The organism is Cellulomonas sp. NEAU-ZC6, from assembly GCF_056844425.1.
On sequence record NZ_JBXFYH010000001.1, the window covers coordinates 1129758 to 1144324 of the forward strand.

Below are 14567 nucleotides of genomic sequence, written 5' to 3' on the forward strand. Positions count from 1 at the left end.
GCGTCCCCTCGAGGGGGCGCGGGCTCCGTCGTGTCGCGGGAGAAGTCGTTAGACGCGCGACTTGCCCCGGCGCAGCAGGCCGAGGATCAGGCTCACCACGAGCACGGCGATCCCGATGTACAGCAGGACCTTGGCGGCCTCGACGGCCACGCCGACGACGAGCAGCACGACACCGATGATGATGAGGATCAGCCACGTAGGCATCTGACGGCTCCCTTGGTCATTCTGGGGGGACGTGGTCCGCCGGGCCGGAGCCCGGTGAACCACCTGTTCACAGCGACGACCCTGGCAGCGATCCGCGCGGTCCGCACGTCGAACGCTCCGGTTGCGGTCATGGGACGACCTGGTAAGCCGACGCGCTGACCTGCGGGGACGCGAGCGGTCAGCGCTTGCCGACGAACCAGCCGCGCAGCATCGCCACGCGCGCCTCCAGCTGCCCCGGGTCGGCCAGCGCGACCTCGGGACCGCCGCAGCGACGGCGCAGCTCGGTGTGCACGGCCCCGTGCGGCTGACCGCTCTTGCGGGCCCACGCACCGACCAGCTGGGCGAGCTCCTTGCGCAGCTCGGCCTGCTTGCGGTGGTCCATCTCGGCGCGGTCCTCGGCGGCGGCGGCCTTGGTCTTGCGCGAGCTCTGCTGGCTGGCCTGGCGCTGCCGCAGCAGCGTCGTCACCTGGTCCGGGTCCAGCAGCCCCGGGATGCCCAGGAAGTCGAGCTCCTCGTCCGAGCCGACGTCGCCGCCCGTGCCGAACTCGCCGCCGTCGAACAGCACGCGGTCGAAGGACGCCTGCGCCTCCAGCGCCTCGAACGTGCCCTGCAGCGCGTCCGAGCCCTTCTCGGCCCGGTTCGCCTGCGCGACGAGCGCGTCCTCGGGGTTGTAGCCCTCGCCCTGCTCCTCCGCCGTCAGCGGGCGGTCCAGCGCGTGGTCGCGCTCGACCTCCAGCGCGTTCGCCAGCGCCAGCAGCGGGGCGACGCTCGGCAGGAACACCGAGGCCGTCTCGCCGCGCTTGCGGGCGCGCACGAACCGGCCGATCGCCTGCGCGAAGAACAACGGGGTCGCGGCGCTCGTGGCGTACACGCCGACCGCCAGGCGCGGGACGTCGACGCCCTCGGACACCATCCGGACCGCGACCAGCCACCGGTCGTCGGACGCGGAGAACTCGTCGATCCGGGCGCTCGCGCCGTCGTCGTCGGACAGCACGACCGTGGGCGACTTCCCCGTGATCCGGGCCAGGTGCCCGGCGTAGGCGCGCGCGTCGGTCTGGTCGGTCGCGATGACCATCGCGCCGGCGTCGGGCACGGTGCGCCGGACCTCCGTCAGCCGGCGGTCGGCGGCCGCGAGCACCGACGGGATCCACTCGCCGTCGGGGTTCAGCGCCGTGCGCCACGCCTGCGCGGTCATGTCCTTGGTCAGCGGCTCGCCGAGGCGCGCGCTGACCTCGTCGCCGGCCTTGGTGCGCCAGCGCATCGAGCCCGAGTACGTGAGGAACAGCACGGGGCGGACCACGTGGTCCCGCAGCGCCTCGGAGTAGCCGTACGTGTAGTCGGCCTTGCTGCGGCGGATGCCGTCGGGGCCGCGCTCGTACTGGACGAACGGGATCTGCGCCGTGTCGGAGCGGAACGGGGTGCCCGTCAGCGACAGCCGGCGGGTCGCGCCCTCGAACGCCTCGCGCACCGCGTCGCCCCAGGACAGCGCGTCGCCGCCGTGGTGCACCTCGTCGAGGATCACCAGCGTGCGGGCCGCGGTGGTCCGCGCCGCGTGCAGCGCCGGCTTCGCGGCCACGCCGGCGTAGGTCAGCGCGACCCCGTCGAACCCGTGGCCGTGCCGGCCCTGCGCGTTCTTGAAGTTCGGGTCCAGCTTGATCCCGACCCGCGCGGCGGCGTCGGCCCACTGGTGCTTGAGGTGCTCGGTCGGCGCGACGACGGTCACCCGGCGCACCACCCCGGCCTGCAGCAGCTCCGTGGCGATCCGCAGCGCGAACGTCGTCTTGCCGGCGCCGGGCGTCGCGACCGCCAGGAAGTCCTGCGGCCCCGACGTCAGGTACTGGTCGAGCGCCTCGGCCTGCCACGCACGCAGCTTGCCCGCGGTGCCCCAGGGCGCACGCGCGGGGAACGCCGGGGGCAGCTGCGATGCTGCCGACGGCGATGCGTGCGTGCTGGGTGCGGTCGCGGGGCGGTCCGGGGCGGTCACTGTCCGCCGGAGGAGTCGCCGGACCCCTTGCCGCGGCCGAAGCCCCAGCGGCGTCCGCCCGAGCCCTTGCCCGAGTCCCCGTCGCCGCCGTCCTGCGGCTCGCGGAGGCCCTCGAAGATCTCCTTGCACACCGGGCAGACCGGGAACTTGTTCGGGTCGCGGCCCGGCACCCACACCTTCCCGCAGAGCGCGACCACGGGCTTGCCGGACATCGCCGACTCCATGATCTTCTCCTTGCGCACGTAGTGCGCGAAGCGCTCGTGGTCGCCCGGCTCGGCGAGCTGCTCCTCCGGGCGCTCCAGCAGCCCGGTCCCGGCGCCGGTGCTGGGGTCCGACAGACGGTCCGGCTCGGGGCTCGGCGGCAGCGGCTCACTCATGCGATCAACTGTACGCGGCCCCACCCACGCCCCTGCGTCCCGCCGAGGCAGCCGGCCCGCGACGTCGAGTGGTTGTCGGGTCCAGCGCGCCGCAATCCCTCGACCTCGTCGCAACCCCTCGACCTCGGCGGACGCGATCAGCGAGGTGCGCGAGCCAGTGCGGATCGGACCCGGGCCGCGAGCGCGTCGGGGGCGCGGAGGTCGCCCCAGGTGACGCGCAGCACGCGCCAGCCCGCGTCCTCGATCGCGTCCTGGCGCTGCTTCTCCGCGAAGACCACCTCGGCAGCCGTGCTGCCGTGAGCCCCGGAGTACTTGACGAAGCCGTCGAACTCGAGCGCGACGCGTCGTCCCGACCAGCCGAGGTCCACCCGGAACCGGCCTCGTCGCGTGGCGATCACCACCTGCAGGTCCGGCGCAGGCACCCCTCGGTCGTGCAGCAGGAGCCGGACCAGCGTCTCGCCGGGCGACTCCGCCCGCCCGTCGGCCAGCACCAGCGTCCCCCGGGCACGAGCGACACCGCGCCGACCCGCACGCTCCCCGAGCATGCGCGCCACCACGTCGGCGTCGGTGCCCTGCCGCAGGGCCGAGTCGGCGATCACCAGCGCCCGGTCGGTCGGCAGCGCGCACGCGCAGTCGACCACCGTCCGCTCGGCCGAGGTGACGGGCAGCCCCTGCGCCGTCCCGCGTTCCGTCGTCGTGAGGGAGCCGTGGTGCCGGACCACCTCGATGCGTCCACGCGCGGCGGGGCGGCCCGGTTGGACGAGGTGGACGGTCTCGGAGAGCCGCACCGCGTCGAACCCCCAGAGCACGGCGGCCGACTCGTGGCTGAACCAGTGCGGCACGACGAGCTGCGCGTGCACCGCCGCGATGCGACCCAGAGCCCGGCGGCGGGCGTCCCGGCCCGTCCCCTGCGACGGCACAGCAGGGAGGTAGGCACCCCACCCCACGCGTTCCAGGTCGCCGCGGGCGTGCCGGGACGCGATCCGGTCCCGGTCGTCGCGGCGCGCGAGCACCACCTCCCGCAGCGCCGACGTGTCCTCCCGCATCCCCCCACCCAACCGCGAGCACGGAGCACGGAGTCCCCCTCCGCGGGATCTGTGGACAGCCGCCGCCGAGGTCGAGTGGTTGTCGACGATTGCCGCCCGGAAACCGTCGACCTCGTCGCAAACCCTCGACCTCGAGGCCGGAGGGGCTACGGGGTGCGGAGGATGCTGGTGAGCTTCTTGCCGCGGGCCAGCTCGTCCACCAGCTTGTCCATCCAGCGGATCTGCTGCATCAGCGGGTCCTCGATCTGCTCGACGCGGACGCCGCAGACCACCCCCGTGATGAGGTCGGTCGCCGGGTTCATCGCCGGGGCCCGCGCGAAGAACTCCTCGAGCGTCACGCCGGACTCCACCGCCGCCTTCAGCCCGACGTCGTCGTAGCCGGTCAACCAGGTGAGGACGGTGTCGACGTCCGTGCCCGGACGCCCCTTGCGCTCCACCTTCTCGACGTAGAGCGGGTAGATCGCCGCGAACGGCGTGCCGAAGATCCGGTGCCCGGCCACGGCTTCAGACCCCCTGCCAGTCCGGCTTGGCGTCGAACGTCTCGCGGTAGTAGGCCGCGAGCTGCAGGCGGCTGGCCGCGGCCTCGTCGACCAGGACCGTGACGTGCGGGTGGTGCTGCAGGACCGTGCCGGGCCACATCGCGCTGACCGGGCCCTCGACCAGCTGGTGCACGGCCTCGGCCTTGTGCTTGCCGGTGGCGAGCAGCAGCACGTGCCGCGCGGACATGATGGTGGCCAGGCCCTGGGTGAGGCAGTGCGTCGGCACCTGCGCGACGTCGCCGCCGAAGAACCGGGCGTTGTCCTCGCGGGTCTGCCGGGTCAGCGTCTTGATCCGGGTGCGCGACGCCAGCGAGGAGCCGGGCTCGTTGAACGCGATGTGCCCGTCGGTGCCGACCCCGAGGATCTGCACGTCCACGCCGCCGGCCTCCGCGATGGCGGCCTCGTACGCCGCGCACGCCGCCGGGATGTCGTCCGCGAGCCCGTCCGGGCCGTGCACGTCGGCCGGGTCGATGTCGAGACGGGAGGCGAACTCCTTCTCGACGACGTTGCGGTACCGCTCGGGGTGGTCCGCGGGCAGGCCGACGTACTCGTCGAGCATGAACGCCCGCACGCCGGCGAAGGACAGGCCGTCCTCCGCGTGCCGCCGCGCCAGCTCGTCGTAGACGGCCAGCGGGCTCGATCCCGTGGCGATGCCGAGCACCGCGTGCTCGTCGGCCGCGGCACGGGCGCGCAGCACGCGCTCGATCGAGTCGGCGGCGATCCGGGCCAGCTCCGGCCCGGGTGCGATGACGACCTCCATCAGGACTCCTTCCGTCCGACCAGCGCGGCGCCGACGGCACCCACCGGTACTCCGCGCGGTGCGAGGGTCACCCGCTCCGCCATGTGCATCGCGGCCAGGAACGCGGAGTCCCGGGACGCCCGGTCCAGCCGTGCCCGCACGACGTCCAGCAGCGGGGTGCCGAGCTCGCTCACCCCGCCGCCGATCACCACGCGAGCCACGTCCGTGCTGAGCAGCAGCACCCGCACGGCCGCGGCGACGGCGTCGGCGAACACCTCGCGCACGGCCACGGCAGCAGTGTCCCCCGCCGCGGCCGCCGCGAACAGGGCCGCCGGTGCCGGCAGGTCCACGGGGTCGAACGGCCCGGGCCACGCGGCGACCAGCGCGCTGCCGGACGCGTACTGCTCGAGGCAGCCGCGCTGGCCGCACGGGCAGGGCAGCCCGCCGGCGACGTGCACCAGGTGGCCGATCTCCCCCGCGACCCCGCTGGCGCCGCGCCGCAGCCGGCCGTCCAGCACGAGGCCGGCCGCCAGCCCGGTGCCGAGCGCGAGGAACGCGAGGTCGGGCTCGGGCTCCGGCAGCAGGTGCGCCACGCCGAGCGCGGCGACGTTGAGGTCGTTCTCCAGCCGCACCGGCACGCCGCCCAGCGCCGCCGACACGTCGTCCGCGAGCGCGACACCGGTCTCGATGCCGAGGTTGACGGCGTGCTCGACGCGGCCGGCCACGGGGTCGACGATCCCCGGCAGGCCGATGCCGACGCCGACCAGGTCCCCGCGCACCAGGCCCGCGTCGTCGAGGAGCCGCTGGACCGCCTCGGCGGCGGTGGCGGCGACGGCCGCCCCGCCCCGCCGGGTCGGCAGGCGCAGCCCGGGGCCGCTCGTGCCGTCCGGCGCCACGAGCACGCCGAGGGTCTTGGTCCCGCCCACGTCGAGCCCGACGGACCAGCCGGCGACCGGGACCACGGGGGCCGCGGGAGCGGCGTCGACCGCGGCACCGACCGGCCGGCCCGCACCCTCGCGCGGCCAGGTCATCAGATCGTCCACGTCAGCCCTTCACCGCTCCGGACACCAGTCCCGAGGTCATCCTGCCCTGCACCAGCAGGAAGAACACGATCACGGGGACGGCGATGAGCGTGGAGGCCGCCATCACCTCGCCCCAGTCGACCCCGCGGTTGGCCGACGCCGCCAGGAACGACCGCAGCCACAGCGGCAGCGTGCGCGCGGACTCGGCGGGCAGGGCGACCAGCGCGACGGTGAACTCGTTCCACGCCTGCAGGAACGCGTACACGCCGGAGGCGACCAGCCCGGGCGCGAGCAGCGGGAGCGTGATCCGGATGAACGCCCGGGTCCGGCTGAGCCCGTCGACCATGGCGGCCTCCTCGAGCTCGATCGGCACGCCGGCGACGAACCCGCGGAGCATCCAGATCGTGAACGGCACGACGGCCGCCGTGTACAGGATCGAGACGCCGACCACGCTGTTCAGCAGGTTGACGGACGACAGCATCTTGTACTGGGCGATGAACAGGCCCTCGGCGGGCAGCATCTGGACGAACAGCACCGCGATGACGAACGTGAGGCGGCCCCGGAACCGGAACCGGCTGATCGCCAGCGCGCCGAAGAACGCGAACACCAGCACGGCCAGGACGGTCAGGAGCGTGATCGCCAGGCTCATCTGCAGCGCGCCGGTGAACCCGGACCCGTCCAGCACCGAGCGGTAGTTGGCCAGCGTGGTGCCGGTGGGCAGGAACGTCGGCGTGGCCGCGCGCAGCCGCGTGCTCGGCAGCAGCGACGACAGCACCATCCAGTAGACGGGGAACGCCCAGACGACGGCGACCACGACGGCGAGCAGGCCGAGCAGCGCCCGGCGGACCCGGCGCCCGGTGCGGCCGCCCGCGGCGGGCCGGCGGGCACCGAGGCGTGCCGCCGGCACGGGCGTGCCGGACCGCGCGGGCTGCGCGGCGACGGGGCCGACCGGGCCGGCGGGGCCGACGGGACCCGCCGACGGCGACGTGGTGGCGCTCATCGGTCCTCCTGCAGCAGGTTGCGCACGTACGGCCAGCTCAGCAGCACCGTCAGCGCGAGCACGAAGATGGACACGGCGGCGGCGCCGGCGAAGTCCTGGCGGCCGATGCCGAGCTCGAAGATGAAGTTGCCCAGCAGGTTGGTCTCGCCGACGGGCGCGCCGCTGTCCTGCAGCAGGCGGATCTGCGCGAACACCCGCAGGTCCCAGATGATCTGCAGCAGCAGCACGATCGACAGCACGGGCCGGATCAGCGGCAGCGTGATGTGCCACAGGATGCGCCCGGAGCCGGCGCCGTCGATGCGGGCGGCCTCCAGGACCTCGTCGGACACCTGGGTCAGCGCGGCGTAGACGGACAGCGCCACGAACGGCACCGACATCCACACGATGATGATCGTGGCGACGAAGAAGAACGACAGCGGCTGGGCGAGCCAGGCGTGCCCGCTGTACTGGTCGAAGCCGACCTGCACGAGCAGCCAGTTGATGACGCCGGTGCGCCAGTCGAACAGCCACTTCCACACGGTCACCGCCGCGACCATCGGCATCGCCCAGGCCAGCAGCAGGGCGACCTGCAGCACGATCCGGACGACCGGGTGCACCGCCTTCATCAGCAGCGCCAGCAGCACGCCGACCCCGACGGTGAGGAACGCGTTGACCAGGCAGAAGACGATGGAGCGGACGACGACGGCCCACAGCGCGTCGTCGGTGAAGATCCGCGCGTAGTTGTCGAGGCCGACGAACGTCGGCGGCTGGCCGAACTGCTGCGCCAGGCCGAACTCCTGCATCGACGTGACGATCTGCCAGTACAGCGGGTACCCCATGCCGGCGAGCAGCACGAGGACGGCCGGCACGAGCAGCACGTAGGGGGTGGACCGGGGGCCGCGGCGCCGCGGCCGGGCCGCCGTCCGGTCCGGGGGCGCCGGCGGCGCCGGGGGCGCGGGTCGCGCCTCGAGGGTGGGCATCGCATCTCTCCTGACGGGCGACGAGGAACGGTCCCGGCCGCGGGGCGCGCGGCCCCGCGGCCGGGAGGACGTCACTGGCCGTTGAGCATCGGCGTGATCTTCTCGTCGTACTGCGCGGCGAGCTCGGTCACGTCACCGCCCTCGGCGATCGCCTGGAACAGCTCCTCGTAGACGAACGCCGCCTCGACGGCCGCCCAGCCCGGCGCCGCCGGGGTGAGCTTGGAGGCCGCCGCGGTCTCGATCATCGTGGTGGCGAACTTGTCGTCGCCCAGGGAGTCGACGTACTGCGAGTTGGCCGGGCCGAGCCCGTTCTCGCCCAGCATCTGCTGGTACTCCTCGGAGAAGATGATCCGCAGCAGGTTCTCGGACAGCTCCGGGTGCTGGGACTGCGCCGAGACGGCGATGTTCGAGCCGCCCGCGAACACCGGCGCGATGCCGCCGTCCACGCCCGGCAGCGCGAAGATGTCGAACCGCGACTCGTCGACCATGCCGTCGCGGACCTCCTCGCCCTCGTCGTTGGTGGTGAGGTCACCGATCGACCAGCGGGCCCAGCCCGGGGACATGATGGTCGCCGCGGCGGGAGCCGCGCCGTCCGTGCCGTCGTTCAGGAAGTCCCAGTACGCGACGTCCCGCTCGGTGGCCGGCACGTTGGACGCGCCCTGGTAGACGGCCTGCCACTGCTCGAGGCCCGCGATCGTGTTCGGGTCGGACAGCGTGGAGGTCCACTCGCCGCCGTCCTCGGTGGCGAGCTCGCCGCCGTTCGCGAACACCCACGAGATGCCGTTGCGCCAGTCCTGGCCGCCCATCGCGAAGCCGGACTGCGCGTCCGTCGTCAGCTGGGTGACCGACTCGCCGAACTCCGCGAGCGTCGTCGGCTTCTCGAGGCCGGCCGCCGACCAGATGTCCGGGCGGTAGAACATGTAGCGCGAGCCGAAGTAGTACGGCAGCGCGTAGTTCTTGCCCTCCGCCTGGCCGACCTCGACGAACGACTGCAGCAGGTCGTCGCCGCCGAGCTCGTCGTACAGCGGGGTGAGGTCGCGGAACGCGCCGATGGTGGTGAACGTCGGCGACTGGGTGTTGCCGATCTCCACGACGTCCGGCGTGTTCTCCGCGTCGGGCAGCGCGGTGGTCAGCTTGGTGACCACGTCGGCCCAGTCCTGCTCCTCGATGACGAGGGTCGAGCCGGGGTTCTCCTCCTCGAAGGTCGTCTTGAGGTAGTCGCGCAGCTCGTCGGGCGTGTCCGCGCCGTTGAGCCAGAGCGTGATCTCGGCGGCCTCGGGGGTGCCGTCGGAACCGGTCGAGCCCTCGTCGTCGCCGCCCGACGAGCAGGCGGTGAGCACGAGCGCCGCCGCCACACCGGCGGCTGCCATCCGTACGATCTTCACGTGGGTGTTCCTCCCTGATGCGAGGCGAGGCCGGCAGGCGTCGCCCGGGGTGTGAGTACCGGCACTGCAGGCGGTCGGCTCGGGGTCGTCACGTGACCCCGAGCTGACCGGACAGCACGAGGGCCGCGGCGCCGGAGAGCGCCCCGTCCTCGTCCAGCGAACCCATCCGCAGCACCAGGTCCTGCCCCAGCAGGGGCAGGGTCCGGGCCCGGACGGTGGCCAGCGCCTCGGCTCTGAGAGCGCCGCCCAGCAGCTCCGGCGGACCGGAGAGCAGGACCTCGGCCAGGTTGAGCGCACTGACGACGGGAGCCAGGGCCAGGCCCAGCTTCCGCCCGACCGACGCGAGAGCCGCGTCGGAGTCCTCGGGGCTGCGGCCGGCGGTGGCACGGCGCAGCGCGGGCAGGGAGAGCAGCGTCTCCAGGCAGCCGGCGCGTCCGCAGGCGCACGGCAGCGGCTCGGGGTCGCCGGCCCGGACGTCCCGGTCGTCGACGACGGTCACGTGCCCGATCTCGCCCGCGGCGTGCGCGCGGCCGGCCACGAGCGCGCCGTCCAGCACGATGCCCGCGCCGACGCCCTGCCCGACGGTGACGACCATCAGGCCGGCGCCGGTCGCGCCGCCGTAGGTGTACTCCCCCAGCGCGTGCGTGTTGGCGTCGTTCGCGACCTGAACCGGCACGCCGAGCCGCTCCGTCAGGTGCGCGGCCAGCGGCAGGTCGTACCAGCCGCGGTTGGGGGCGGAGACGACCACCCCGGCGGCGTCGACCACGCCGGGCGACCCGATGCCCACGCCCACGACCGGGCGGTCCGCGGCGGCGAGCAGCGCTCGGCACAGGTCCTCGAGCACCGCGACGGCCGCGTCTCCCGTGCGCCCGTCCAGCGACACGGTGCGCCGGGCCACGACGGCGCCGGTCAGCGTCATCACCGCGCCGCGGAGGCTGGCGTCGTCCGCCAGGTCGACGGCCACGACGTGGAACTCCTCGGTCCGCATCCCGACCAGCGTCGCGGGCTTGCCAACGCGGCCCTCGGGGCGGATGCCGAGCTCCTCGGCGAGCCCCTCGGAGATCAGCACCGACACCAGGTCGGACACGGTCACGCGGGTCAGCCCGGTGCTGCGGGCGACGTCGGCGCGCGACGACGGCCCCTGGTGGAACAGGTGCTGCAGCACCATCGCGCGGTTGTGCGCCCGGGCGTGCTCGGGCAGCACCTTGGCCGTGGGGCGCAGCGTGCGCCCCACTCCCCGCAGCGTCGTCCCGGCCGGTGTCATGTTTGTTAGTAGACCTTCCTTACTAATGACGGTCAAGATGTTCCTGTGACCGTGACCACATCGTGACCGCGGGTTCACCGGCCCGACATCCGCGCGGGAATGCCCGGCCCCGGGGCACGCTTGGCACGGGCATGGAGCTCGGTCTGTACACCTTCGGCGACGTCCACCCCGACCCCGTGACCGGCGCGGTCACCTCCCCCGCGCAGCGGCTGCGCGACGTCATGGAGCGCGTGCGGCTGGCCGAGCAGGTCGGGCTGGACCACGTCGGCATCGGCGAGCACCACCGGCCCGACTACGCCATCTCCTCCCCCGCGACCGTGATCGCCGCCGCGCTGGCCCAGACGTCGCGGATCAGCGTGGGCAGCGCCGTCACCGTCCTGTCGACCGAGGACCCGGTACGCGTCTACCAGCAGTTCGCGACGATGGACCTGCTGTCCGAGGGCCGGGTCGAGCTGCTGGCGGGCCGCGGGTCGTTCATCGAGTCCTACCCGTTGTTCGGCGCCTCGCTCGACGACTACGACGCGCTGTTCGAGGAGAAGATCCGGCTGCTGCTGCGGATCGACCGCGGCAACCCCGTCACCTGGTCGGGCCGGTTCCGCCCGCCGCTGCACGCCGCCGACGTGCTGCCGCGGCCCTTCGACAAGCCCGACCTCGGCGAGCACCTGCGGATCGCGGTCGCCACCGGGGGCAACCCGGCGTCGTCGGAGCGCGCGGGCCGGCTCGGGCTGCCGGTGTCCTACGCGATCATCGGCGGCCGGCCGGCGGACTTCGCCGGGCTGGTGCGGCTGTACCGGCGCGCGCACGAGGAGGCCGGGCACGACGCCGCCACCCGCCGGGTCGAGGTCGCGGGCATGGGCTTCGTGGCCGACGACTCCAAGGGCGCGCGGGACTTCTTCTTCCCGTACTGGCTGGACTCGATGCGCCGGATCGCCGCCGAGCGCGGGTTCGCCATCCCGAACCGGATCGCGTTCGAGTCCCAGTCGGCGCGGGGCGGGGCGTACTTCGTCGGAGCGCCGGAGGAGGTCGCCGAGCGCATCGTCGCCCTGCACGAGGTGCTCGGGCACGACCGGCAGATCTTCCAGATGGACCTGTCCGGCGTGCCGCAGCCGGAGAGCCTGCGGGCGATCGAGCTGCTGGGCACGCGGGTGGCCCCGCTGGTGCGTGAGGCGCTCGGCAGGTGAAGCGCGCGCCGCGAGGTCGAGGGTCTGTGGCGAGGTCGAGGGTTTGAGAGCCCCCCACGTCGACAACCCCTCGACCTCGCGGTGGCGCACTCGGGTGCGCGGTGCTCAGCGTGCGGTCGCCCAGCCCAGTGCTCCCGGGTGCCGGACCGACTCCGTCGCGACCCGGGTGCCGGTGCGCAGCGCGTCGACGATCCCCGCGCCGCGGGCCAGCTCCGCCGCGAGCGCTCCGTGCAGCACGTCACCGGCGCCGAGCGTGTCGACCACCTCCCCGTGCGGCACCGTCGCCACCTCGACCTCCGCCACCGCCCCGCCGCGCTCGACGTGGCGCAGCGGGCCGCCGCCGGCCGAGCGGGCCACCGACGCGACCGGCCACCGCGCGAGCACGGCACCGAGCACGTCGTCCTCGCCGTCCGCCAGCCGGAAGTCCGCGGACAGCACCGCGTGGTCCACGTGCGCGAGCAGGTCGCCGAGCCCGGGCTTCCAGGAGCCCCCGTCCAGCGCCACCGGCACGCCCGCGGCCTGGGCGGCCGCCGCGACCGGCACCGCCGCGCCGAGGTGGTGCCCGTCGACCAGCACCGCCGTCGCGCCGCCGAGCGCGCCGTCCGCCAGCGCGGCGCGTGCCGCCACCGCCAGGTCCGGCGTGCCGGTGCCGTTCACCGACACCACGGCACGCTCACCCGTCGCCCGGGTGACCAGCACCGTCGACACCGGCGGCGTCGCGGGCGTCCCCGCGGCCAAGTCCAGCACCTCGACCCCCGCCGCGCGCAGCCCGGCCCGCACCAGGTCGGCGACCGGACCCGCGCCCACCGCCGTCACCAGCCGCGCCGGCACGCCCAGCGCCACGGCCGTCGCCGCGGCGTTCGCGGCCGGCCCGCCGAACCGCACGTCCAGCCCGTCGGCCACGACCTTCTGGTCCGGTCCGGGGACCGCGTCGACGGTCTGCACCACGTCGAGGGTCACGAGGCCGCAGCAGAGGAGCATCGGGGAGGGCACCCGCCCATCCTGCCGGTACCGACGTCCCGCCCCGGGCACGGGCGGACGCGGATACGGTGTGACCCGTTGGATCTTTCGAGAGGGAACCGCTGTGACTGCACCCGTCGACGCCACCACCACCGGCGCCTGGACCGCCCTGACCGCGCACCGCGACGCGCTCACCCCCGACCTGCGGGGCTGGTTCGACGCCGACCCCGAGCGAGCGACCCGCCTCACCCGCCAGCTCGCGGACCTCACCGTGGACCTGTCCAAGAACCTGGTCACGGACGAGACGCTGGAGCTGCTGACGCGGCTCGCCGCCGAGGTGGACCTCGAGGGCCGTCTGGGCGCGATGTTCGCCGGCGAGCACATCAACGTCACCGAGGACCGCGCCGTCCTGCACACCGCGCTGCGCCGGCCGGCCGACGCCGAGCCGCCGCTGGTCGTCGACGGCCAGGACGTCGACGCCGACGTGCAGGAGGTACTCGCCAAGGTCGCCGCGTTCGCCGACAAGGTCCGCTCCGGCGAGTGGACCGGCGTCACCGGCGAGCGCGTCGCGACCGTCGTGAACATCGGCATCGGCGGGTCCGACCTCGGCCCGGTCATGGCGTACGAGGCCCTGAAGCCGTACGTGCAGGAGGGCCTCGAGGTCCGGTTCGTGTCGAACATCGACCCGACCGACATCGCCGAGAAGACGAAGGACCTCGACCCGGCGACGACGCTGTTCATCGTCGCGTCCAAGACCTTCGGCACGCTGGAGACGCTGACCAACGCGCGCCTGGCCCGCGACTGGCTGTGGCAGGGCCTCGTCGCCGCCGGCGCCATCGAGGACACCGAGGAGGCCCGCACCGGCGCGGTCGCCAAGCACTTCGTCGCGGTGTCGACGGCCCTGGACAAGGTCGCCGCGTTCGGCATCGACCCGGAGAACGCGTTCGGGTTCTGGGACTGGGTCGGCGGGCGCTACTCCGTCGACTCCGCCATCGGCACCTCGCTGGCCGTCGCGATCGGCCCCGACGCGTTCGGCGAGCTCCTCGAGGGCTTCCACGCCGTCGACGAGCACGTCCGGACCACGCCGCTGGACCAGAACGTGCCGGTGCTGATGGGCCTGCTCAACGTCTGGTACGTCAACTTCCTGGACGCGCACACGCACGCCGTGCTGCCCTACGCCCAGTACCTGCACCGGTTCCCCGCGTACCTGCAGCAGCTGACGATGGAGTCGAACGGCAAGTCGGTCCGCTGGGACGGCACGCCCGTGACCACGCAGACCGGCGAGGTGTTCTGGGGCGAGCCCGGCACCAACGGCCAGCACGCGTTCTACCAGCTGATCCACCAGGGCACCCGGCTGATCCCGGCGGACTTCATCGCGGTGGCCAACCCCGCGCACCCGCTGTCCGACGGCGGCACCGACGTGCACGGGCTGTTCCTGGCGAACTTCTTCGCGCAGACCAAGGCGCTGGCGTTCGGCAAGACCGCCGACGAGGTCCGCGCCGAGGGCACCGCCGAGGACATCGTCCCCGCCCGCGTGTTCAGCGGGAACCGCCCGACCACCTCGATCCTCGCGCCGGCGCTGACCCCGTCGGTGCTCGGCCAGCTCATCGCGCTGTACGAGCACATCACGTTCGTCGAGGGCGTCGTGTGGGGCATCGACTCGTTCGACCAGTGGGGCGTCGAGCTCGGCAAGAAGCTCGCGCTGGAGATCGCCCCGGCCGTCCAGGGCGACACCGCGGCCCTGGACGCGCAGGACCCGTCCACCCGCAGCCTGATCGCGAAGTACCTGGAGCTCCGCGGCTGACCCGCACCCTCCCGCACGCACGGACGGGCCCGGGGGGGGGGGGGGGGGGGGGGGGGCGGGGCTGTTTATCCGGTTCGCGCAAGAGCGTTCTTGTGTGGTGTGG

14 protein-coding genes are annotated in these 14567 nt (G+C 73.9%); 2 read left to right on the forward strand and 12 right to left on the reverse strand.

Going from position 1 to position 14567, the window contains the following annotated elements:
* Positions 1-48 precede the first annotated feature (48 nt).
* The 11 genes from AC1050_RS05250 to AC1050_RS05300 all read right to left on the reverse strand — a co-directional run bounded on the left by AC1050_RS05250 (position 49) and on the right by AC1050_RS05300 (position 10519).
* Positions 49-204 carry a hypothetical protein gene (locus tag AC1050_RS05250; RefSeq protein ID WP_482386307.1) on the reverse strand — a complete coding sequence of 52 codons (156 nt, stop codon included), beginning with the start codon at positions 202-204 and terminating at the stop codon, positions 49-51.
* 178 nt (positions 205-382) lie between these two features.
* Positions 383-2188, reverse strand: a complete 1806-nt coding sequence (locus tag AC1050_RS05255) for a DEAD/DEAH box helicase (RefSeq protein WP_482386308.1) — start codon at positions 2186-2188, stop codon at positions 383-385.
* A complete protein-coding gene (locus tag AC1050_RS05260) occupies positions 2185-2565 on the reverse strand; it encodes a DUF3039 domain-containing protein (RefSeq protein WP_454051571.1) in 381 nt (126 codons plus the stop codon). The genes AC1050_RS05255 and AC1050_RS05260 overlap by 4 nt, the downstream gene beginning before the upstream one ends.
* Before the next feature lie 137 nt (positions 2566-2702).
* A complete protein-coding gene (locus AC1050_RS05265) occupies positions 2703-3611 on the reverse strand; it encodes a hypothetical protein (protein ID WP_482386309.1) in 909 nt (302 codons plus the stop codon).
* A gap of 146 nt (positions 3612-3757) precedes the next feature.
* A complete protein-coding gene (locus tag AC1050_RS05270; protein ID WP_482386310.1) occupies positions 3758-4111 on the reverse strand; it encodes a DUF2200 domain-containing protein in 354 nt (117 codons plus the stop codon).
* Between the two features lie 4 nt (positions 4112-4115).
* Positions 4116-4910 carry a glucosamine-6-phosphate deaminase gene (nagB, locus tag AC1050_RS05275; protein WP_482386311.1) on the reverse strand — a complete coding sequence of 265 codons (795 nt, stop codon included), beginning with the start codon at positions 4908-4910 and terminating at the stop codon, positions 4116-4118.
* Complete coding sequence (locus AC1050_RS05280; protein WP_482386312.1) at positions 4910-5932, reverse strand: ROK family protein; 1023 nt, start codon at positions 5930-5932, stop codon at positions 4910-4912. The genes nagB and AC1050_RS05280 overlap by 1 nt, the downstream gene beginning before the upstream one ends.
* Before the next feature lies 1 nt (position 5933).
* Positions 5934-6911, reverse strand: a complete 978-nt coding sequence (locus AC1050_RS05285; RefSeq protein WP_482386313.1) for a carbohydrate ABC transporter permease — start codon at positions 6909-6911, stop codon at positions 5934-5936.
* A complete protein-coding gene (locus AC1050_RS05290; protein ID WP_482386314.1) occupies positions 6908-7870 on the reverse strand; it encodes a carbohydrate ABC transporter permease in 963 nt (320 codons plus the stop codon). The genes AC1050_RS05285 and AC1050_RS05290 overlap by 4 nt, the downstream gene beginning before the upstream one ends.
* A gap of 71 nt (positions 7871-7941) precedes the next feature.
* The gene (locus AC1050_RS05295; protein WP_482386315.1) at positions 7942-9240 is read right to left on the reverse strand and encodes an extracellular solute-binding protein; all 1299 of its coding nucleotides are present in this window, start codon (positions 9238-9240) and stop codon (positions 7942-7944) included.
* Between the two features lie 103 nt (positions 9241-9343).
* Positions 9344-10519, reverse strand: coding sequence for an ROK family transcriptional regulator (locus tag AC1050_RS05300; protein ID WP_482386316.1), 1176 nt, complete (start codon positions 10517-10519; stop codon positions 9344-9346).
* Positions 10520-10650: 131 nt separating this feature from the next.
* Here AC1050_RS05300 and AC1050_RS05305 point away from each other — a divergent pair, with 131 nt between their 5' ends.
* Positions 10651-11700 carry an LLM class flavin-dependent oxidoreductase gene (locus AC1050_RS05305; RefSeq protein WP_482386317.1) on the forward strand — a complete coding sequence of 350 codons (1050 nt, stop codon included), beginning with the start codon at positions 10651-10653 and terminating at the stop codon, positions 11698-11700.
* A 105-nt stretch (positions 11701-11805) separates the two neighbouring features.
* Here the strand turns inward: AC1050_RS05305 and AC1050_RS05310 are convergent, their stop codons facing one another.
* Complete coding sequence (locus AC1050_RS05310) at positions 11806-12693, reverse strand: PfkB family carbohydrate kinase (protein ID WP_482386318.1); 888 nt, start codon at positions 12691-12693, stop codon at positions 11806-11808.
* 91 nt (positions 12694-12784) lie between these two features.
* On the opposite strand from AC1050_RS05310, the gene pgi reads away from it, so the two are divergent.
* Positions 12785-14464 carry a glucose-6-phosphate isomerase gene (gene pgi, locus AC1050_RS05315; protein WP_482386319.1) on the forward strand — a complete coding sequence of 560 codons (1680 nt, stop codon included), beginning with the start codon at positions 12785-12787 and terminating at the stop codon, positions 14462-14464.
* Positions 14465-14567: the final 103 nt, after the last annotated feature.

What these genes read in the sequence shown, in the direction of transcription:
- nagB (WP_482386311.1), bottom strand. Translation starts at nt 4,910, where the DNA reads ATGGAGGTCGTCATCGCACCCGGGCCGGAGCTGGCCCGGATCGCCGCC.
- AC1050_RS05290 (WP_482386314.1), bottom strand. Translation starts at nt 7,870, where the DNA reads ATGCCCACCCTCGAGGCGCGACCCGCGCCCCCGGCGCCGCCGGCGCCC.
- AC1050_RS05300 (WP_482386316.1), bottom strand. Translation starts at nt 10,519, where the DNA reads ATGACACCGGCCGGGACGACGCTGCGGGGAGTGGGGCGCACGCTGCGC.
- AC1050_RS05250 (WP_482386307.1), bottom strand. Translation starts at nt 204, where the DNA reads ATGCCTACGTGGCTGATCCTCATCATCATCGGTGTCGTGCTGCTCGTC.
- AC1050_RS05305 (WP_482386317.1), top strand. Translation starts at nt 10,651, where the DNA reads ATGGAGCTCGGTCTGTACACCTTCGGCGACGTCCACCCCGACCCCGTG.
- AC1050_RS05285 (WP_482386313.1), bottom strand. Translation starts at nt 6,911, where the DNA reads ATGAGCGCCACCACGTCGCCGTCGGCGGGTCCCGTCGGCCCCGCCGGC.
- AC1050_RS05295 (WP_482386315.1), bottom strand. Translation starts at nt 9,240, where the DNA reads ATGGCAGCCGCCGGTGTGGCGGCGGCGCTCGTGCTCACCGCCTGCTCG.
- AC1050_RS05265 (WP_482386309.1), bottom strand. Translation starts at nt 3,611, where the DNA reads ATGCGGGAGGACACGTCGGCGCTGCGGGAGGTGGTGCTCGCGCGCCGC.
- AC1050_RS05260 (WP_454051571.1), bottom strand. Translation starts at nt 2,565, where the DNA reads ATGAGTGAGCCGCTGCCGCCGAGCCCCGAGCCGGACCGTCTGTCGGAC.